We start from the raw sequence: 19,928 nt of genomic DNA on the forward strand, positions 1-19,928 counted from the left end.
CACGCTGAAAGACCACGACTCGCCACGATGCCTGTCACGGGGGCACGCGGCGCGTCGGCGCGTCGACGCGCTGCTCCGGCCTTCATCGATCCTGACGGCGGCGGGTGTGCCGGCGGCTGAGCGGGTAACGCTACTCCCCTCCTCTTCCGCGGCCCTCGCCCTCCCCTCGCGGTCGCCGCCAGCGCTCCGGCAGGCGCACGAGGAGCAGCGCGAGCCCCGGCAGGAGCACCATCCCAGCGAGCAGCAGCAGGGAGGACGTGAGCCGCGCGGCCGAGGCGCCCACCGCGGCATAGGTCGCGGAGATGCCCAGGTTGGCCAGGGCCGTCACCGTGACGAACGCGCGCCAGGGCATGCGGCCCGCGCCCGCGAAGACGAGAGACGCCTCCGCGAGCACGGGCACGCCGCGGAAGAGGAGCAGGAACCAGCGGCCGTGCCGCTCGGCGGCCCGCTTCAGGCGCGCGAGCTCCGCCTCACCCACCATCCGCTGCAAGGCCGGCGCGCCCGCGCGCGCGCCGACCAGATAACCCAGCCCCGAGCCCACCATCATGCCCGCCCAGGAGACCGCCGTCCCGCGCCAGAAGCCGAGAAGCCCGCCCGCCGCCGTGCTCACCAGGCTCGATGGCACCGGCAGGACGATATCGCCAGCGAGCAATCCGCCGAGGACGAGCGCCGTCGCAATGGGCGAAGGAGGCGCCGCGAGCAGCCTTCGCGCCGCGGCCTCGAGGCTGTCGGCGAAGAGGAAGAACGGCACGAGGATGACCAGGAGGAGCAGGCCGGAGAAGCCGGCCCACCCGGGCCAGGAGCGCCGGGGGCGCGCGGTCGCGCCGGGGAGGCGTGCGCTCCCCGGAGGACGGGTCGAGTCAGACGATCGCGACATGCAGCGCTCCAGGTCCGGTGACGGGCGGGCCGCCCTGCGAGGAGGAGCGAGCCGGCCGGCGCGCGAGTATACGTCCCTCACGCGGTCCGCCCTCGGGCGAAAGAGACGCTGGTTCAGGATTTGTCCGCGCACAGGGGGAGTCGCCTTATCCAACAGACCTGGAGGCGGCGACGCGCGCAGGAAGGGCTCGAATTCAGGGCACCCGCGTGGGAGACTGTCGCCAATTCACGCATCCCGAGAGGTCCCGGGCAACCGGAAGGAGCAGGTCATGCGTCCTCGATCTTCGTGGTTTGGTTCAACCATTTTCATCACGAGCTGCGCCGCCCTGGTGGCGAGCTGCTCTGCGAGCGCCGACCGCCCTTCCGGAGGCGGTGGCCCCGGTGGCGGCGGGGACAATCCCACCACCACCACCGGCGGCGATCTCGGCGACGGCGACACCACGGGGAGCGGATCGGACATCGGCGACGGCGATAGCGCGTTCCGTTGCGGCGACGGGGGCCTGACCAACGACGAGGCGTGCGACGACGGAAACGCCGTGGGGGATGACGGCTGTGCGGCGGACTGTCACTCGGTCGAGCTCGGCTGGTCGTGCCCGCTGCCCGGGGTCGCTTGCACGCGCATCGCGCGTTGCGGTGACGGCTCCGTGGTGTTCCCGGAGCTCTGCGACGACGGCAACACCGAGGCGGCCGACGGCTGCTCGCCGACCTGCAAGGTGGAGGTCGGCTTCAAGTGCAGCGGCAGCCCGAGCGCCTGCACGCCGACGACCTGCGGCGACAAGACGCAAGAGGGCGCGGAGAGCTGCGAAGACGGCAACACGATGCCCTTCGACGGCTGCTCCTCGAGCTGCCAGGCCGAGCCCGATTGCTCCTCGGGCTCCTGCGCGTCCCTCTGCGGCGATGGCCTCGTGCTGGGCGAGGAGTGCGACGACGGCAACAACATCGACGGCGACGGCTGCTCCGCGACGTGCACGGAGGAGCCGGGCTACACCTGCGCCGTCCCCCAGCCCTCGGGATCGATGGCCGTGCCTGTCGTCTTCCGCGACTTCAAGGAGGCACACCCCGACTTCGAGCCGGATGGTCCCGGCCGCAGCACGCCGGTCTTCAACATGGTCGCGCCCCGGCTCGACGCCGAGAAGAAGCCGACGTACATGACCACCGCAAACAGCCTGGTCAATAGCGCGCAGACCTTCGCCCAGTGGTACCACGACGTGCCCGGCACCAACAGCACCACGGTCACCACCCTCACGCTCTGGGACACCGGCGACGGCCGCTTCGTGAACCGCTGGGGCGAGGACGGCGAGCAGTGGACCCTGCTGTCCCAGGAGAGCGAGCACTATTGCGGCAACGTGGGCAACGAGGTGAACGACGAGGAGTGCACCTCGTCGGCCCAGGCCACCCCGCAGTGCGGCGACATCCACAGCGAGCAGTTCCACAGCTGCAACGTGCGCGACGGGGTCTACTGGGCGCGGTATATCGAGGAGACCTACGACGGTAGCCCCCTTTTCTTCCCGGTCGACGACGATCCGTTCACCCCGGCGGCCGAGCGCGTCGCGGCCGACATCTTCCCGAGCTACGGCGGCGGCGACTGGCTGAAGGAGCAGGGCAGCCCGAAGCACAACTTCCATTTCACGAGCGAGATCCGCTACTGGTTCCAGTACAACGCGGGCGAGCAGTACGAGCTCGACTTCACCGGCGACGACGATGTGTGGGTGTTCATCAACGATCGCCTCGCGGTCGACGTCGGCGGCATCCATAGCGCCGTCAACGGGCGCCTCGTCATCAACGCCAACGGGGGAGGCAGGGTGACCTACGCGACGGAGGAAGACGATGTCATCCAGCCGCGGAACGTCGACCTCGGCCTGACGGACGGCGGCGTCTACCAGATCGCCGTGTTCCACGCCGAGCGCCAGACCGCGGCATCGACGTTCAAGCTCACGCTGCAGGGCTTCGCGACGGCGCGCAGCGAGTGCAAGCCCGTCTGCGGCGACAGCGTCGTCAGCCTGGGCGAGGAGTGCGACGACGGCGTGAACGACGGCGGCTACGGCGAGTGCGCGCAGGACTGCAAGCTCGGCGAGTACTGCGGCGATGGCGTCGTCCAGGCCGTGGAGGAGTGCGACGACGGCAACAACCGCGACGGGGACGCCTGCGGCAGCGGCTGCCGCAACCTCATTCCGCGCTGACCCGACGGAGGGTCGCCGCCCGATGCGATCGTCGCCGGAAGCTGCCCGCGCGCTCCCGGCGACGATCGCCGCGAACCCCGCTCAGAAGCAGATCCCGAACTCCGGGTACCCGATGTCGACGCAGCTCCCGCCGCTGGCGCACGGCGCGCCGAAGCTGCTCCCCGGGCAGAGCTCGATGCAGGTGAAGGTGAGGCCCTCCCCGGTCAGGTCGCCGCACGCGGCGTTGGACACACACCCCTCGACGCCTCCACAGGTGCCTCCTACGGGGATGGTGCCTCCCGGGAGGCAGGCCGGAACCCCTCCCAGCAGCGCTCCTGGGGCGCACCACTCGCCACCGCTACAGCCGGCGCCGAACGGCGTGCACGCGCCGCCACCGCCGACCTCGGTCACCTCGATGGAAATGTCCAGCTGCCCATCCCCGATGGTGATGATCGTGCCGTCCGTCTGGAATTGATAGACCAGCGGCGTGACGGCCCCATCGTAAATAGCGAATGAGACGGTGGGAGGGGTGAGCAGCGTCGCCTGCACGGGCACAAACGTGCCCCCGTCATCGCGCTGCAAGACCCAGCCCTGCTCCAGGGTGCTCGCGTAATCGCCGGTGGGCAATGCCGCGCTGAGCACCGTCTCGCCCGGATCATCCGAGGTGCCGAGGTACGTGACGATCGGCCCCTCGATCCTGAAGATCGCGTTGCTCAGCCGGTACACGTGCCCGTTGGTCTGCGCCACCAGGGCGATGCTCGCGCGGCCGGTGGACTCCGCTTCTTCCGTGCCGTCCGGACCGACGGCGCACGCCGGGAGCAGCGGCGCCGCCGCAAGGAACATTGCCGCGAACCCGACGTTGACAAGCGCTGATCGACTCATGCTGGACCTCCTCCAAGCGAAAAGACGGGCGAGCATAACGCGCGTCGATACGCTCGCGGCGCGCGGAGCAAGAATCGGATCGCCGGGACGACGCCGTTCGATCGGCGATGGTGCCGGCTCAGGCCATGCACGCCGAGAGATCGCTCGCCGCGCGCTCCGGAGCTCCCGGGTGTGCCGGCACCAGCACCCGCACGGGGCGCGGCGCGCGCGGGGCGACCCCCGCGCCGGGTGAGAGCGTGAGGCACAGCTCTCCGCCCGTCGGCCTCGCCCGGAGCGCGAGGTGCACGGCGCCGCGGCGCGCAGCCCGGATGGCGCTCACCAGCACGCGAAAGAGCCCGCGCGCCAGGGTGTCGTGGTCCGCCTGGACCACCACGGGCTCGAGCTCCTGGATGCTGGTCGTGACGTCGCAGACAGCCGACTCGACCTCCAGCAGCTCTGTGAGATCGCGGATCAGCGCGTCGAGCGCCACCGGGCGCGGCGCCGCCGCCTCGCCCAGCGCGAGCGCCCGCCACAGCGCAGCGGAGCGCTGGAAGCGGCGCAGCACGCTGGCGGCGAGGTGGAGCAGATCGCGCGTCTGGGCGAGGACGCTCCCGGCGAGCTGATCCGCGGCGAGATCGATCCTGAGCCGCGCGGCGGCCCGTGCCTGGAGGATGTCCTGCAGCAACCGCCGCAGCTCCTCTATGGGCACGTCCCGCGCAGTGAGCAGACGATCCATGTCCCGCTCGAGCCGCATGGCGAGGAGATCCATCTCGATGGCGCGCGCGGCGCAGAGCATAATTTCGCGGAGACGCCAGCCAATCTCGGGTCTCCTGACCGAGACGCTGAGCACGCCGATGGCCGCCCCATCGCCGTCCCGGAGCGGGAGCCCATGGCACGTGAAGACATGGAATCCCTGAATGAAATGCTCCGGCCCCACGAGCTCCGTATAGCCATCTTCGGCGAGCGCCGTACCGACGCCGTTCGCGCCACAGACGCTCTCCTCGAGCAACGCGCCCGGACCGGGCACCCGTTCGGGGCCGTGAATCGTCTGCTCGTCACCGCGGACATCCAGGAGAACCGCCCGCGCGTCCCCCACCATGACCGCATGGCGCTCGTCGCCCGAGGCCTGGCTGAGCGCGTGAAGGTAGGGTTCGGAAGCGAGGATGAGGTCCTGGTGCCGCTCGCGCAGGCGCTCGGTGTCGAGCGCGCTCAGGAACTCGGCCTTGGGGCGGCGCGGATCGGCCCCTCCCCCGTGAGAGCGCACCCAGGCGCGGTGCACGTGAGGACGCAGCTGCTCCGCCTCCAGGACGCCGATCGAGCGATAGAGGCGCCCCGCCTCGAGCGCTGATTCCAGCCACGCTGCCATGAGCCCACCCCTCGTTCGAGCGCGCGGTTGCGTCCGCCATCGTCCGCGATTCTGCTCCGGGATCTTGCACAGTTCGTACCCTCGACACGCCTCCTCGAGAGGCGAGCCGCGAGGAAGTGAGCTATTTCAATTCTCCATTCTCCCAAGGAAGAGCGCGGACCGTATGCAGGCACCTACCGTCCTGATCGTCGATCATGACGAGGCCCAACGAGAGGAGATCCGCCGCACGCTCGAGGCCGCTGGGCTGCGGGTCGAGCTTGCAGCGACGGTCGCGGAGAGCCTGCGAAGAGCCCATCGACCGCCGGACCTGGTGCTCATCGGCGTCGATCTGCCGGACGGCGAGCGGTGCGAGCTCTGCCAGCGCCTCCAGGCGGCGCTGGGCGCGGCGGCCACTCCGGTGTTGCACGCCAGCCGGCCCAACGCGGCCGTCGGTCAGCCATCGACGTCGAATTCGACGCTCGGTTCGACGTGCGGCTCCGCGTACGGTTCCGCGTACGATTGCTGTCGTGCCGGCTCGCGCGCATGGCCGACCGAGAGCCGGCTCCTGATGACGGCCGTCCGCGCTCTGCTTGAGGCGCGCGCGGCGAACGTCGCGCGCGCCTCGAGCGACGAGCGGTTCCGCGCGGCCTTCGATCAGGCGGCGGTGGGGATGGCCCACGTCTCCCTCGACGACCGCTTGCTCCGCGTGAACCCGAAGCTCTGTGAGCTGCTCGGATACACGGTCGAGGAGCTGCTTGCGCTCCGCGCCCGGGATCTCCGGCACCCGGACCACGCGGAGGGAGCGCTCCGGCACGTCCATGCGCTGGGCGATGGGGAGATCCCCTCTTCCACCACCGAAGAGCGCTGCGTGCGGCGGGACGGGTCGATGCTCTGGGTCGCGGTCACGCGCTCGCTCGCCCGCGATCGCGCGGGGGCGCCGCTGTACGTCGTCGAGGTCGTGAACGAGATCGAGCGCCGCAAGCGGGCCGAGGAGGCGCGGGAGCGGGCGCTCGCCTGCGAGCGCGTCGCGCGCATCCGGGTCGAGCTGGCGGAGGCGCGCGTCGCGCGCCTCCAGACGTTCACGTCCGAGCTCTCGCGCGCGGTGACGCCCGCGCAGGTGGCCGAGGTGGTCCTCTCGCTCGGGCTCGCCGCGCTCTACGCCGACGCGGGGTACGTCGCGCTCCTCGCGGAGGACGACGTGATCGAGGTCCTCCGCGCGCCCGGCTACCCCGAGGACGTGGTCGCGCGCCTGCGCCGCATTCCGATGTCCGCGCGCATGGCTGTCGTCGACTGCATCCGCACGGGCCAGCTGCTGATCTTCGAGTCGCTCGCGGCGTATCAGGCTGCCTATCCGGACACGCCGGTAGGCGACTGGGCCAAGACCCTGATCTGCGTCCCCATGACGCTGGGCGACGTGACCATCGGGGTGCTCGGGGTCACGTACCGCGACACCTGCCGGATCAGCGAGGACGACCGGCGCTTCATGACGACGCTCGCCCTGCAGTGCGCGCAGGCCCTGGAGCGCGCGCGCCTCTACGAGGCCGAGCAGCAGGCGCGGCGGCTCCGCGAGGAGGCGCTGGCCATCGCGGCGCACGACCTCCGGAACCCGCTGTCGTCGATCATCCTGGCCGCGTCCCTGCTCGAGCGATCGGCCCCGGCGGACGCGGCGGGGCAGGCGATCCGCAATCGGGCGCGGCAGATCAAGCGCGCCGCGGAGCGCACCGTCGAGATGCTCGGCGAGCTGCTCGACGCCGCGATCATCGAGGCGAAGGGCCTGAAGCTGGACATCCAGCCGTGCGAGGTGGGCTCGCTCGTGCGCGAGGTCACCGAGATGCTCGCGCCGCTCGCCGAGCAGAAGCGGATCCAGCTCCACACCCTCCTTCCGGGGAGCGGCCTGGAGCTCAGCTGCGACCGTGGCCGCATGCTCCAGGTGCTGTCGAACCTCGTGGGCAACGCCCTGAAGTTCACCGCCGAAGGACGGGAGATCACGATCGGCGCGGAGCGCCAGGGGCCCGATGTGCGCCTGTCCGTCAGCGACACGGGCACGGGGATCCGGCCCGAAGACATCCCGCGCCTGTTCGATCGCTACTGGCAAGGGCGGGCGGCGCGCTGCGCGGGCGCGGGGCTCGGGCTGTACATCGTCAAGGGCATCGTCGAGGCGCACGGGGGGCAGATCTCGGTCGATAGCGAGCTCGGCGCGGGGACGACGTTCTCCTGCACGATCCCGGTCACGCGCTGAAGCCAGGGAGGCCAACCCGCTCCTCACGCACGCCCGACGGGTTGCACGACTCCAGCAAACTGGAGCCAGCTCCACTTTATGAGCCGGCGCTCCTGCGCTCGGCGCGCGGCCGTTACTGCGCCACGTCGACGGACTCGACGGATGCGGTCAGCTCGTTGTCCGCCGCGGATCGCCCGCCGAGGACGATCACCTCGCCGTCGCCAGGACAGATGAGGGGGCTGAAATACCGCGTGAACTCCAGGGCTCCCGCGGGCTCCCAGCCGTCGCCCGCCGCGTTGAGCCGGAAGAGGCCGTCGGCGATGTTGATGTAGAGGTCCTGTTCGTCGTTGCACGCCGTCGCGCCGAAGCCCGCAATCGGGACCTCCGAGGGGAGCGCCGGGCCCGGCGACCAGGCCTCGGTCTTCGTGTCGAACCGGTAGACCTCGCCCGAGAACGCCATCCCCTCGCCGACGCCGCCGAGCGCGTAGATCGTGTCACCGCGCCTCGCGACGCCCAGCGAGCGGAGCGTGAACGGCGCCTCGGGCAGGGGGACCCACGCCGCGTCGGGCGTCGAGAGGTCGAGCACGACGCCCCGGGTCAGCAGCTCGCCGGGCCCCGCGAGCGTCCAGCCCCCCACGACGTACAGCCGGTCCCCCACCACCACGGCCCCGTGCCCGGAGCGCCCCTCGGGCAGGTCCGGCATGGCCTGCCACGTCCCTTCGCGCGGATCGTAGCGCTGGACCGTCGCCACCGAGGTGAGGACCTCCGGCTCGTCGATGGCGCTGTCCACGCGGAGGCCGCCGATACGGTAGATGAAGCCGCCGTGCGCCACGAGCGCGATGCTCTCCAGGTGCTCCACGGCCCCGAGGTCCTCCCAGGCGCCGCCTTGCGCGAGGGAGAGCCGCCGGAACCCTGTCGACTGGTGCTCGGCCGCAAAGCCTCCTCCGAGGTTCCCCCCGTAGGTATAGATCGTGTCGTCGGCGAGGGCGGCGCCGAAGGAGCTGACGGCCTCGGGCAGGTCGGGATAGCGGCGCGGGGGCTGAGCCCGCGGCAGATCGAGCTCCCGGGCCTCCCCCGTGGGGACCGTGGGGAGCGTGCGGAACGCTGAGGGCGTCGGGACCGGCCGCAGCTGCTCGTGATCGCCATCGCCGCAACCCAGGACTGCCAGAGCGCTCGCCGCGGCGAGCATGCACCGTGTGAACCACAGCGAACCGTTCCTGTGAGACATCGTGACGGATCTCCTTTTCAGTGAAGCCATCGACCGCCGGCGGCCTCCTCCTCAATCGATCGCGGCGCCATGAGCGATCCAGCGGCGAACGGTGTCTTTCTCGTCGGCCGAGAGCGGCTTCAGCGTCGGCGGCATCGCGAGGCCACAGCCCTCGTCGCACAAGACGAGCTCGCATTCGAGCGTTCCATCGATCTTGTGCATGACGTAACTGTGCTCCGGGTCCCCCGGCGCCACGCGCTTCATCCCGGAGGCCTCTCCGGAGTCGACGTTCACGTTCTGCTCGCGGATGGCGGCGAGCTCCTCCGCGCTGACCTGCGCCGGCGGCGTGCTCGCGGTCGGTCCCAGGTAGGGCCGCGTCGGGTCGCCGCGCGTGTCGGCGTGACAAGCAGCGCCGGTCGCGCAGGAGCGTTGCAGGAGCGGCAGCACCTCCGTCCGGAAACCCACGGGGCGCCCGGCGTCGAAGCGCGTGTAGTCGTGGCAAAGCGCGCCGCCCTGGCCCGCGCTCCCGGCGCCTCCGCCCTGATCGCCGGCGGCGCCGTTGCCACCGGCGCCGCCGTCGCCGCCGGCGCCGCCATCACGCGTACGGTCGTGGCCCCCGCGCTCGCCACCGCACGCGGCTGCCGCGAGCGCCAGCAGGAAGACGGGGAGGAGCCGGCAGCGCCTCGACGGCGCGCCCGGCACACGCAGCGAGCTGCGCTCGGCGGGAGGGAGGTTCAGGAGCTGCATGAGGTGCGCAGCAATCTAGTGCAAGCGCACGCTGCACACATGTCTCGATGCCGGCGCTGGCGCCCCTGTCGCGCCCCCGCGGTGATGCTGTCCGTCGAGAGGATGCAAGTCCCCTGCGTCTCCACGCCGCACCGACCACGCCGTGGGATTCGCCGCTCGGCCGCGCTCGCCGAGGCGGGAACCTCGGGCCCGCCCGGGTTGTCGATCGCCCTGCCCCACCGCTGGCGGGCCCGCGCTCAGGCTCGGCCCACCGCGCAACGACCGGAGATCCCCCGTGCCTAGAGCCCTCCTCCGCAGCCGCGCTGCGCTCGCCGCGATCGCCGCCCTCGTCCCTGCCCTCCTCAGCTGCGCGGACAGCCCCTCGCCGCCAGCGACCCCCGCCTCGCTCTCGCGCGCGCCCGGGCCTGCCGCGCCGCGCCCCCTGCCCGCCGCGCCGGCCGTCGCCGTCGCGGCGCGCCGCGCCGAGGCCGCGCCGTTCCGGCTCACCGCCGCGGACGGCACCGGGCTGCGCCTCGTCGCGCTCACCGGCCGCGCGGTGATCGAGGCGCCGCTCGCGCTCGCCGAGCTGCACCTCACCTTCGAGAACCCGGAGGATCGCGTGCTCGAGGGCACCTTCAGCGTGACGCTGCCGCCCGGCGCGAGCGTCGGGCGCCTCGCCATGAAGATCGACGACCGGTGGCAGGAGGGCGAGGTCGTCGAGCGCCAGCGCGCGCGCGAGGCGTACGAGGATTTCCTCCACCGCAAGCAGGACCCTGCGCTGCTCGAGCAGGCGGCGGGCAACGAGGTGAGCGCGCGGGTCTTCCCCATCCCGGCGCGCGGCGTGAAGCACATCGTCCTGTCGTACTCCCAGGAGCTCCGCCCGGACGCGCCCTTCGCCGTCCCGTTGCGCGGCCTGCCCACGGTGAGCCGCCTCGACATCGAGGCCACCGTCGCCGGCGCCGCCGCGCCCGTCCACGCGCTGCGCCGGAACGACGCCGCGCCCGAGGCCGATTTCGTGGTGGATCCCGCGCGGCTCACGTCGACCGAGGCGCGCGGCGGCCTGCGCAGCGGCGAGCTCGTGCTCGCCCGCGTGAGCGCTCCGGTGGACGCGCGGCCCGATCCGCTCGCCTCCGCGGTGATCCTCGTGGACACGAGCGCATCACGCGCGCTCGGGCTCGAGGAGCAGCTCGGCGCGCTCGCGGCCCTCGCGCGGGCGGTCGCCCAGGCAGGCGGCCCGGGCGCGCCGCTCACCGTCGCCTGCTACGATCAGGCCGTCACCCCCGTCTTCGACGGCGCGGCCGCGGCGTTCGGCGAGGCGGAGCTCGCGCGCATCCGCGAGCGGCAGGCGCTCGGCGCCTCGGATCTCGGTCGCGCGCTCCGCTGGGCAGGCGAACGCGCGCGCGCCCGCGGCCAGCGCCGCGTCGTGCTGCTCTCCGACGGCATCGCCACGGCGGGCGAGGTCGCGCCGGGCGCGCTGCGCGGCGCCGCGGCGGCGCTGCGGGGCGCGGGGATCGAGCGGCTCGACGCGGTCGCGCTCGGCGGCCTCCGCGACGAGGCCGCGCTGCGGCAGCTCGTCGCGGCGGGCCTGCCCCGCGACGGCGCCGTGGTCGACGGCGCGCGCGGCGCCGCCGAGATCGAGCGGCGCCTCGGCTCGGCCACGCGCTCGGGGATCGCGGTGAACATCGAGGGCGCGCGCTGGGTCTGGCCCCGCACCCTGAACGGCGTGCAGCCCGGCGACGAGGCGCTCGTCTACGCCGAGGTGCCGGCCGAGCTGCCCGTCCGGCTCACGGTCGACGGCCGCACCACGACGCCCGACCTCCGCGGCGTGGAGCGCCCGCTGCTCGAGCGCTCGTGGGCCCGGGCGAAGATCGACGGCCTCCTCGCCCGAGAGGGCGCCGGGGGCGACAAGGACGCGATCCGCAAGCAGATCATCGATCTCTCGATCGCGCACCGGGTGCTGAGCCCGTACACCGCGCTGCTCGTGCTGGAGACCGAGCACGACTACGCGCGCTTCGACATCGCCCGGCGAGGGCTCTCCGACATCCTGACCGTGGAGGGCGGCCGCGTCGCCGTGCAGAGGCGCTCGCGGTCGCAGGCCGGGAAGCCGCCGGCCCCCGCGCCGGCCCAAAGCCCGATCGCCGGCGGTTCGCCTGGCAAGCGCGCCGAGGTTTCCGCTGCGCAGAGCGCCGACGTTTCCCCTGGCGGGAGCGCCGCCCTGCGCCCTCCCCCCGCGCCGCCGGCGCCTCCTCCTGGCGCGGACAGCAAGCACTCCTCCGGCGCGGCCGGGGTCGCGCTGTCGGTCGTCAGCGGGGGCGCCGGCGGGCTCGGGCTGTCGGGCGTCAGCGAGGGCGGCGGCGGCCGCGGCGAGGGAATCGGCCTCGGCGAGATCGGCACCCTTGGCCACGGCAGCGGGGCCGCGGCCGGGGCCGCGGCGCCCGCGCCGAGCGCCGCGTCGGCCGCCACGGGCACCGGCCAGGGCTTCGGCAGCGGGCACGGCCGCCTCGCTGGCAGCCACCGGACCGGGGCGCCGTTGGTCCGCATGGGCGCCACCCAGGTGAGCGGCCGCCTCCCGCCGGAGGTGATCCAGCGCATCGTCCGCCAGAGCTTCGGCCGCTTCCGCCTCTGCTACGAGCGCGGGCTACAGCGCGACGCGGGCTTGCAAGGCCGCGTCATCGTGCGCTTCACCATCGACCCGCGCGGCGCGCTCGTCAACGCGCGCGACGGCGGCTCCGATCTGCCCGACAGCGCCGCGGTCTCCTGCGTGGTCCGCGCCTTCCGCGACCTCACCTTCCCCGCGCCCGAGGGCGGCAGCGTCGACGTGGTGTACCCGCTCCTGTTCTCGCCGCCCCCGAGCGGCGCGCCCGCGCCGGCCGCCCCCGATGTCCCCGACGCCCCCGATGTCCCCGACGCCCCCGCGCCCCCTCGATCGGAGCCGTACACCGGCCGCTTCAAGCAGATCCACGACACCCTCGCCCGGGGCGACGCGCCGGCCGCCGTGCGCGACGCCCGGGCCTGGCACGCGGAGGCCCCCGGCGACGTGCTCGCGCTCGTCGCGCTCGGCGAGGCGCTCGAGGCGGCGAGCGACACGCCGGGCGCCGCCCGCGCGTACGGCTCGCTCATCGATCTGTTCCCGGCGCGCGCGGACCTCCGCCGCTTCACCGGCGCGCGCCTCGAGCGGCTCGCGGGCGGCGCCGGCCTCGAGCTGGCGGTCGACACGTACGAGAAGGCGCGCGAGCAGCGCCCCGACCACCCCGCGAGCCACCGCTTGCTCGCGTTCGCCCGCCTCAAGCGGGGCGAGCACGCCGCCGCTTTCGACGCGCTCGCGGCGGGCGTCGCGCGCCGCTACCCGCCGGGGCGCTTCGCCGGCGTGGAGGGCATCCTGCGCGAGGATCTCGGCCTGGTCGCCGCGGCGTGGCTCAAGGTGGAGCCCGCGCGCCGGGCGGCCATCCTGGCCCGGCTCGCGAAGGCCGGCGCCGCGCTCGAGAGCGCGCCCTCGCTCCGCTTCGTGCTGAACTGGGAGACCGACGCCAACGACGTCGACTTCCACATCCGGGACGACCGCGGCGGCCACGCCTATTACGGCGACCCGACGCTGCCAGGCGGCGGGCGCCTCTACGCCGACGTGACCACCGGCTACGGGCCCGAGTGCTTCACCATCCGCGCGCCCCGGGAGCACCGGGCCAGCCGGTACACCCTGCAGGCGCACTACTACGCGCGCGGCCCGATGGGCTACGGCATGGGCAAGCTGCAGATCGTCGACCACGACGGCAAGGGCGGTCTGACCTTCGACGAGCGCCCCTTCGTGGTCATGACCGACGGAGCCTTCGTGGAGCTCGGCGCCGTCACGCGCTGACGCGCCGCTAGACCCTCTCCCAGCGCCCGCTCTCGACGGAACGGAAGAGCGCGTCGATGACCCGCATGTTGCCCACCGCGACCTCGATCGAATTCTCGACCGGGCTCCCCGTGCGGATGGCGCGCGAGAACGCCTCGCTCTGCAGGTGGTACTGGTCGACGGCGGGGAACGAGGTGACCCTGGCCGAGCTGCCGTTCAGCGTCGAGCCGTCATCAAGGAAGACCTTGCACGGCTGGTCGGCGGGGGCGTTGAACGGGATCTCGATCTCGAGGCGGCCCCTGGTACCGAGCGCGTTCACGCGCTGGTAGGCCACCGCCTGCGTGCTGCACGTGAACGTCAGGTGCGCGCCGCCGTAGTCGACAAGGCCCGAGGTCAAGCGATCGGTGCCGAACTCGGGATCGCGCTCGACGAGCGCGATCGCCCGCACGGGCTCGCGTCCGAACAGGAAGCGCGACGTGTTCACCGCGTAGCAGCCGATGTCATAGAGCGCGCCGCCCCCGACTTCCTTCTTGTTGCGGATGTTGGTGGCGTCGCGGTTGAAATACGAGAACGCCGCCTGGACGCTGACCAGATCGCCGATCTGGCCGCCTCGCACCCAGTCCCTGGCCTGCTGCCACTGCGGGTGGTTGCGGATCATGAACGCTTCGGCGATCAGCTTGCCCGTCTCGCGCTGGACGTCGACGAGCGCCTCGGCGTCCTTCGCGCTGAGCGCGATCGGCTTCTCGCACAGGACGTGCTTGCCGGCGCGGGCAGCGCGCGCCGTCCACGTCACGTGCAGGTGGTTGGGCAGCGGGTTGTAGACGGCATCGATCTCCGGATCCTCGAGCAGCTCATCGTAGCTGCCGTACGCCTTCGGGATCCCGAGCGACCGCGCGGCCTCGCGCGCCTTGTCGATGTCGCGCGACGCCAGCGCGGCGAGCTCGGTCAGCGGCCCCCGCTTCATGCCGGGCAGGCTGACCGTCAACGCGAAGTTGCTCGCCCCGAGGACGCCCCAGCGCACGGGGGTGAGGGATTCGTCGGACGTCGGACCTTCGGCAGATGTGGACATGGGCACCTCGCTGCTCGCGAAACTAACGGTCGACGGCGCGCCTGTAAACGCTCGGCAAGCACCGGCGGAACCGCCGAGGCGCCGAGCGCCCCGCGATCTCCTCGCCGCCAATGACGCACCCGAGATCGACCAGGGGGCGGAACAGGCGGGACAGAGCACGCCATCGAAGTCCCCCTCACGCTCCAGACGTCTGTCCATCGGACGTCACGCCACGACTTCGACCCGCTCGCTCGACACCCTCAGTAAACTCTGCCATTATTACCAGAATTGCAGCCTTTCAGTGGGGGACTGATATGGCTCGAAATACCATGGCAGGTCTGATACCGCTCATCGTTCTGGCCGGAACCGGATGCGGCGAGGACGGAGAGTGGCTGGAAGCGCCCTTGGGCGAAGCGCAGAGCGCGCTCGAGGCCGGCAATGCGCTGAACCCCAACGCGCTGAACCCCAACGCGCTCAATCCCAACGCGCTGAACCCCAACGCGCTGGCGGTCGGCGCCTTGAGCCTCATCGCCCTTGGCCCGCAGGCGCTGACCGCGATCCTGGACCCTGGGCCGGACGGCGCCCTCTCACGCGAGCACCTGAGGTACGTCGTCGAGTGCGCGCTCGAAAGCTCGCAATCGTTCCGTTTCGGCTGGATCGACGCCTCTGGCGTCTATCACGACGAGATCTACACAGGCGTGCTCGGACTCGTGAGGAGCTGGGCGTGGGTCCCGCTGGATGGTAACGGACAGCGCTGGATCTCGGCGTGCCTGGCGGCGCGCACCAACTACTACAGGGTCCCCGTCGTGCTCTCTTCGCGTGGACCCACCAAGGCGCTCAACAAACAAAACTCGCCGGAGCTGTCCACGTTCACGAGGGAGGAGGGTGCGTTCTGGGGCAACATCTACGGGAGCTCGCCGGCGCTCTATGCCTGCCATGTTCCAGAGAACGATGCGAGCTCACGCGCGGCGCTTCGTGACTGCGCCGCCGGGCACATCGACGAGACGACTGGCTCCATCGAGCCGTGCGGGGCGATCCAGCTCCTTGGCCCGTGTGACACCTATTGCGACCCCATCGCCCCCAAGAACGGCATCTATCACCCTTCCTGCTTCACGGATCCGGCGAACCGCTCGGCCACCATGAGCTTGCAGCCGATCACGGTGTTCCTCGAATGAGAGGATCTACAGCGGTTTCCGCCCACCTCTGCAAGATGCAGAGCAGAGCGGCGGTCTCCCGCACAGGAGACGGGCCCAGATCGGCGTTTTCGGCGCGCAAGCGCACTCCGGTGCGCTGAGCACCGAAAACGTCGAGGTGGGCCCGTATCCGAAGCGGGTGACCGTCGCTCTAGTATTCGCGGCAGTCGCCGGGCGCCTCCAGCGTGCCGAAGCTGTAGGGCCGCGCCTGCTTGACCAGCAGCCGGCGCTCCGGGCCGATCAGCTTCCATTCGATCTGCATCGCGTACAGCCGGTTCTCCCCCTCCGGGTCCACCAGCGGCCGGTAATGCGCGTGGACGGCCTCGAGCACGCACCCGAGCCGCTGGACCTCCGGGAACGACAGCACGTCGCGCCCGCGCGACAGGCTCGAGCGCGTGTGGTACTCCGCCTTGATCGTGCGAGGCGGCGGCGTGTACACGATCTCGTCGCTGGTCACGCCGGGCGCGGGGTTGGTGACCGAGGCCTCCCCGATCTGCGCGTTGATGTAGTACTGGCTGTCGCGGGTCGCGTCGAGCGCGTTGCGGCTGATCGCCACGCCCTGCGCGCGCTCGGATTGCCAGGCCTGGTGCACCAGCACGGCCATGGCCGCGCGCGCCTGCTCGACGTGGCCGAACTCGCGCTCGTCGTAAGCGCGCGTGTTCCACAGGCTCGCCCAGACGGTGCGCAGCGCGTCCTCGATGGAGCTCGACTCGGCGTCCAGGTCGCCGCTCGTCGACGTGTGCAGGCCCGCGCCGTTGAAGGTCGCGAGATCCTCGGTGTTGCTGCTGCTGCGCAGGCGCACGCGGTCGCCGCCGAAGCGCTGCTCGATCGCGCCCGTGACCTCGCTCAAGATCGCGGGGTCCACCGGGTGCGCCAGCATCCGCGCCCGCACCTCGGCCAGGCCCTCGGCGTGCGCGTGCGGATCGGCGCGGAACTCGGGATCCTGCTCGAGCTCGGCCAGGAGCTCCGCCGCGCCGCTCGCCTCGAAATGATCCATGTAGTGCGAGAACGGGATCGCGAACGCGGCGGGCGGCACGTACAGCGGCAGCAGGTCGAGCGGGCAATACTGCCCCACGCCGCTCACGCGGTACAGCTCGGCCATGCCTGCCGCCTTGGAGCCGATGCTGTCGCTCATGGTGTAACCCGCGGCGTCGAGCGGCACGACCCCGCGCACCGAGAGGTCGAGCGCCGGCGAGAGCCGCGCGCCGGTCGGCTTGCGCTTCTCCCAGTAAGCGTCCGCCTCCTGCGCGGTGGCCTCGCGGATGTCGAAGTCCGACGCGCGCACCTCGAGCCGCACCAGCTTGCCGAACAGGGCCTTCAGGCGCTCGTCGTCGCGCGCGCCGCGCAGGGCCATGTTCGGCGTGCCCCGGCCGCGCGCCAGCACGTTCACGTGCGCGAGCGGCGTCTGGAACGCCTCGGTGATGAGGCCGCCCATGAACGCGGTCTCGTTCGGCACGTCGTCGGTCACCACGATCACGTTCGGCCCGAGCTCGGCCGTCTCCAGATCGCGCGCCGGGACGAACGTCAGCGTACCAAAGCCCTCGGCCGGGTTCAGCGACTGGTACGTGAGCCCCTTGTACGGCGCGTTCGGCCCCACGATGGGCGCGGTCCCTTCGATCGCCCGCAGCTCGAGGATCTGGCGCCCTTCGGTGGGCCGAATCGCCCACGCCTCCGGGTCGGGCACCGCCTTCATCGCCGCGAAGAACGCGCGCCGCATCTGCTCGCCGACGATCTGGTCGCCGGGCGAGAACTCGACGGTCTTGGCTCCGTTGGTGTGCTCGACCAGCGTGCCGAGGAGGTAGCGACGGCCCTCGGACCGGAAGTACTCGGTCTGGCTGAACAAGCCCCAGCCGACGTTGAACTCCGCGGCTTGCTCGGGATCGCAGCGATCGAGGTGGGGCTCCTTCCGGATCTGCTCGCGGACAAAGGTGTAGTGGAGCGCCCAATCGCGCGTGCTCAGGAGGTGCACCGTGTCGTTCGCGGCCATGTCGACGACGAACTTGACGCCGAGCTCACCGACCGCGGTGCCGCCCTCGGCCAGCTCGGCGAAGTCCGCCGCCGTCTCCAGCCGGTGCGTGCGCCCGCTCGCGAGCTCACGCCCCGGGAGCTCGGCGCAGCCCTCGTTCGCGGCGCCGGGGCTCGCCGCCCCGCAGAAGCGCGGCGCCCCGTCGGCGTCGGGCACGCGGGCCAGCGACGCGCCCTCGGGCCAGGCCATGAAGTCGACGCGATCGCTCGGCTCCGGGCTGTCCTCGCGCCACAGCGTCGCCACGCCCTCGAAATCGGGCGAGGCCTCGATCTCGGCCGTGTCGCTCGCGCTCACCGGGACGCTCAACCGCTCCCCCGGTGCGAGCGTGGCGGACGGCTCGGGCCACGCGAGCAGCACGCCCGCATCGGCGCCGGGCAGCGCTTGCCCCGGAGAGAGCGCCGCGAGGCGCAGCGCGAAGCCGTCGAGCGCGACGGGCGCGCCGCTCGCGTTCAGCACCTCGACGAACCCCGCGGGCCGCAGCGAGAGCTCGGAGATGACCAGCGGCCCGGCGATGGCCGGGAACGGCTCGGGCCACTGGAAAGGCGCGAAGCGGATGCTGTCGTCGAGGTTCGGCGGATCCGGCGGACCGCAGGTCTCGCCGTTCTCTCGCTCGGGCGTGGCATAGCGGCAGATCGACGGCTCGCCCGTGCCGTCGGGCAAGCGCGCGTAGCTCTCGGACCGCGGCAGCTCCGGCACATTCACCAGGTCGGCGAGCTCGCACGACGCCGACCACAGCGCCACGCGCGCGCCCGAATTCGAGAGCTTGAACGGCAGGTGCAGCGGGCCCTGCTCCGGCGCGTCGTCGGCCCAGAGCAGCACCGTTCGCCCCGGCCCGAGCGCCATCTTCGGCAGCCGCGTCGCCTTGCCGGACTTGTCGCTCAGCGCGTACTCCCCGAGATCGAGCGCGCGCTGGCCGATGTTCATCAGCTCGATGAAATCGTCCGTCTCGCCGACCTCGTCGACCCAGGCGCCGTCGTTGCCGGTCATCACCTCGTTGATCCGAAGATCGCCGCTCAGCGCAGGCGCGGCGGCCACGGGAAGCTCGAAGTCGCACACCTCCGGCTTCGGTGGGTGCTCCTCCGTCGGGAGCTGGGTCTCGCCCGAGCAGCCGACGCCAAGGGCAAGCGACAAGAGAGCCGCACCCACACGCGGCTGGGGCCAAGGGTGAACGCGATCGCTGGGTGAGCGCTCCATCATGCATGCTCCCGTCGTTCCTGCACCGTCATGCCCGCTCCGACAGCACGCGGCGTGCCGCACGCACCGGCGCCTGGCGCGGCGCAGAAAGCTCGTGGAATCCAGTCCTTCGGCCGCACGGCGTGGCTCGCCGTGCGCCGGGCTGTGCCAGCTCCTGCGCCGTCACCGCCAGGGGGCCGCGCCGGCTGACACGGTCAACTGCGCATTCAGCCGGCTCGCGCCTTGGATGCTGGCTTGAGCTCTTGTAGCCTCGGGCGCATGCGTGAAAGCGTGCATGGACGAGTTGCTTTGATCGCTCTCCTCACCTGCGCCCTGGCCGCCTGTTCTGAGTCGCCGGCCGACGAGGGTGGCGCGGGCGGCGGCGGCGCGGGTCCAGCCGGCAGCGGCGGCTCCGGCGGCGCCGCGGAGGCCAGCTCGAGCGCGGCCGAGGGCGCGACTTCCAGCGCCGCGACGGGCGCCGGGGCCGGCGGCAGCGGCGGCGGCGGCGGAGGAGGAGGAGAGCCCGAGGGCGAGTGCGGGAGCGTCTCGGAGGTGCCGCCCGAGCTGGGGTTCGACCCCTTCTACAGGAAGTACATCGACGCCGCGGGGATTCCCGTCATCAGCTCCGAGAAGGTGCCAGACGCGGCGCTGCTGCGCACCTGCTCGGTGGTCGTCCGCATGCTCGGCCAACGCGACGACGTGCGTCAGGCGATGATCGAGAACCACACGCGCGTCGCCGTGATGGCGGAGACGGAGGTGACAACCGACATCCCCGAGCACAGCGACCTGTACGAGGCGTTCCCGGGGACGGACTGGGACACGCGCGCCCGCGGCCTCGGCGCGACCCCCGCCCGGCCCGCGAGCTCCTGCGCCGAGGAGAATGTCCTGTGTTATCCGAGCGATCCGTACCTCGGCGAGGACATCCTGGTGCACGAGTTCTCGCACGCCATCGCGATCATGGGCATCGCCTTCGTCGAGCCGGCGTTCAACAGGGAGCTCGAGGACGTCTTCGATGCCGCGCTCCAGGCCGGGAAATGGGAGAACACCTACGCGGCGACGAACAAGGACGAATACTGGGCCGAGGGGGTCCAGTCCTGGTTCGACGCCAACACCGAGGCGATCCCCACGAACGGGATCCACAACGAGATCAACACGCGGGCCGAGCTGCGCGACTACGATCGCCCGCTCCACGACCTCATCGCCAGGTACTTCGCCGACGACGCTTGGCGGCCGAGCTGCCCCTGAGACGCAGTGGGCCGAGCGA

Annotated in this window: 12 protein-coding genes; 5 read left to right on the top strand and 7 right to left on the bottom strand. The window is 72.0% G+C overall.

Annotated elements, in window-relative coordinates:
• Nucleotides 1–130 precede the first annotated feature (130 nt).
• Entirely contained in the window at nucleotides 131–877 is a 747-nt protein-coding gene (locus WMF39_RS29430) for a TVP38/TMEM64 family protein (RefSeq protein WP_437739808.1), read from the bottom strand.
• A gap of 268 nt (nucleotides 878–1,145) precedes the next feature.
• On the opposite strand from WMF39_RS29430, the gene WMF39_RS29435 reads away from it, so the two are divergent.
• Nucleotides 1,146–3,056 (top strand): DUF4215 domain-containing protein, encoded by a 1,911-nt coding sequence (locus WMF39_RS29435; protein WP_437739809.1) that lies wholly within the window; start codon nucleotides 1,146–1,148, stop codon nucleotides 3,054–3,056.
• An 81-nt stretch (nucleotides 3,057–3,137) separates the two neighbouring features.
• On the opposite strand, the gene WMF39_RS29440 is transcribed toward WMF39_RS29435, so the two are convergent.
• Entirely contained in the window at nucleotides 3,138–3,917 is a 780-nt protein-coding gene (locus tag WMF39_RS29440; RefSeq protein ID WP_437739810.1) for a hypothetical protein, read from the bottom strand.
• A 118-nt stretch (nucleotides 3,918–4,035) separates the two neighbouring features.
• The gene (locus WMF39_RS29445) at nucleotides 4,036–5,262 is read right to left on the bottom strand and encodes a sigma-54-dependent Fis family transcriptional regulator (protein ID WP_437739811.1); all 1,227 of its coding nucleotides are present in this window, start codon (nucleotides 5,260–5,262) and stop codon (nucleotides 4,036–4,038) included.
• 163 nt (nucleotides 5,263–5,425) lie between these two features.
• On the opposite strand from WMF39_RS29445, the gene WMF39_RS29450 reads away from it, so the two are divergent.
• The gene (locus WMF39_RS29450) at nucleotides 5,426–7,480 is read left to right on the top strand and encodes an ATP-binding protein (RefSeq protein ID WP_437739812.1); all 2,055 of its coding nucleotides are present in this window, start codon (nucleotides 5,426–5,428) and stop codon (nucleotides 7,478–7,480) included.
• 112 nt (nucleotides 7,481–7,592) lie between these two features.
• On the opposite strand, the gene WMF39_RS29455 is transcribed toward WMF39_RS29450, so the two are convergent.
• Together WMF39_RS29455 and WMF39_RS29460 are read right to left on the bottom strand one after the other, a co-directional pair.
• Complete coding sequence (locus WMF39_RS29455) at nucleotides 7,593–8,687, bottom strand: Kelch repeat-containing protein (protein ID WP_437739813.1); 1,095 nt, start codon at nucleotides 8,685–8,687, stop codon at nucleotides 7,593–7,595.
• Between the two features lie 51 nt (nucleotides 8,688–8,738).
• The gene (locus WMF39_RS29460; RefSeq protein ID WP_437739814.1) at nucleotides 8,739–9,413 is read right to left on the bottom strand and encodes a hypothetical protein; all 675 of its coding nucleotides are present in this window, start codon (nucleotides 9,411–9,413) and stop codon (nucleotides 8,739–8,741) included.
• 274 nt (nucleotides 9,414–9,687) lie between these two features.
• On the opposite strand from WMF39_RS29460, the gene WMF39_RS29465 reads away from it, so the two are divergent.
• Nucleotides 9,688–13,245: an AgmX/PglI C-terminal domain-containing protein gene (locus WMF39_RS29465; protein WP_437739815.1), complete on the top strand. Its 3,558-nt coding sequence runs from the start codon at nucleotides 9,688–9,690 to the stop codon at nucleotides 13,243–13,245.
• A 7-nt stretch (nucleotides 13,246–13,252) separates the two neighbouring features.
• Here the strand turns inward: WMF39_RS29465 and WMF39_RS29470 are convergent, their stop codons facing one another.
• Entirely contained in the window at nucleotides 13,253–14,293 is a 1,041-nt protein-coding gene (locus tag WMF39_RS29470) for a Gfo/Idh/MocA family protein (RefSeq protein WP_437739816.1), read from the bottom strand.
• Nucleotides 14,294–14,676: 383 nt separating this feature from the next.
• Between WMF39_RS29470 and WMF39_RS29475 the strand changes: the two genes are divergently transcribed.
• Nucleotides 14,677–15,447, top strand: a complete 771-nt coding sequence (locus WMF39_RS29475; RefSeq protein ID WP_437739817.1) for a hypothetical protein — start codon at nucleotides 14,677–14,679, stop codon at nucleotides 15,445–15,447.
• A 169-nt stretch (nucleotides 15,448–15,616) separates the two neighbouring features.
• Here WMF39_RS29475 and WMF39_RS29480 read toward each other — a convergent pair whose 3' ends face one another.
• Nucleotides 15,617–18,622, bottom strand: a complete 3,006-nt coding sequence (locus WMF39_RS29480) for a PEP/pyruvate-binding domain-containing protein (protein WP_437739818.1) — start codon at nucleotides 18,620–18,622, stop codon at nucleotides 15,617–15,619.
• 351 nt (nucleotides 18,623–18,973) lie between these two features.
• Between WMF39_RS29480 and WMF39_RS29485 the strand changes: the two genes are divergently transcribed.
• Entirely contained in the window at nucleotides 18,974–19,909 is a 936-nt protein-coding gene (locus WMF39_RS29485) for a hypothetical protein (protein ID WP_437739819.1), read from the top strand.
• The last annotated feature ends 19 nt before the right edge of the window (nucleotides 19,910–19,928 follow it).

The organism is Sorangium sp. So ce1504 (assembly GCF_051521635.1).
Classification (GTDB): Bacteria; Myxococcota_A; Polyangia; order Polyangiales; family Polyangiaceae; genus Sorangium; species Sorangium cellulosum_B.

Excerpts from the sequence above, each read along its gene's own strand:
- WMF39_RS29430 (WP_437739808.1), bottom strand. The coding sequence starts at position 877 with ATGTCGCGATCGTCTGACTCGACCCGTCCTCCGGGGAGCGCACGCCTC.
- WMF39_RS29435 (WP_437739809.1), top strand. The coding sequence starts at position 1,146 with ATGCGTCCTCGATCTTCGTGGTTTGGTTCAACCATTTTCATCACGAGC.
- WMF39_RS29440 (WP_437739810.1), bottom strand. The coding sequence starts at position 3,917 with ATGAGTCGATCAGCGCTTGTCAACGTCGGGTTCGCGGCAATGTTCCTT.
- WMF39_RS29445 (WP_437739811.1), bottom strand. The coding sequence starts at position 5,262 with ATGGCAGCGTGGCTGGAATCAGCGCTCGAGGCGGGGCGCCTCTATCGC.
- WMF39_RS29450 (WP_437739812.1), top strand. The coding sequence starts at position 5,426 with ATGCAGGCACCTACCGTCCTGATCGTCGATCATGACGAGGCCCAACGA.
- WMF39_RS29455 (WP_437739813.1), bottom strand. The coding sequence starts at position 8,687 with ATGTCTCACAGGAACGGTTCGCTGTGGTTCACACGGTGCATGCTCGCC.
- WMF39_RS29460 (WP_437739814.1), bottom strand. The coding sequence starts at position 9,413 with ATGCAGCTCCTGAACCTCCCTCCCGCCGAGCGCAGCTCGCTGCGTGTG.
- WMF39_RS29470 (WP_437739816.1), bottom strand. The coding sequence starts at position 14,293 with ATGTCCACATCTGCCGAAGGTCCGACGTCCGACGAATCCCTCACCCCC.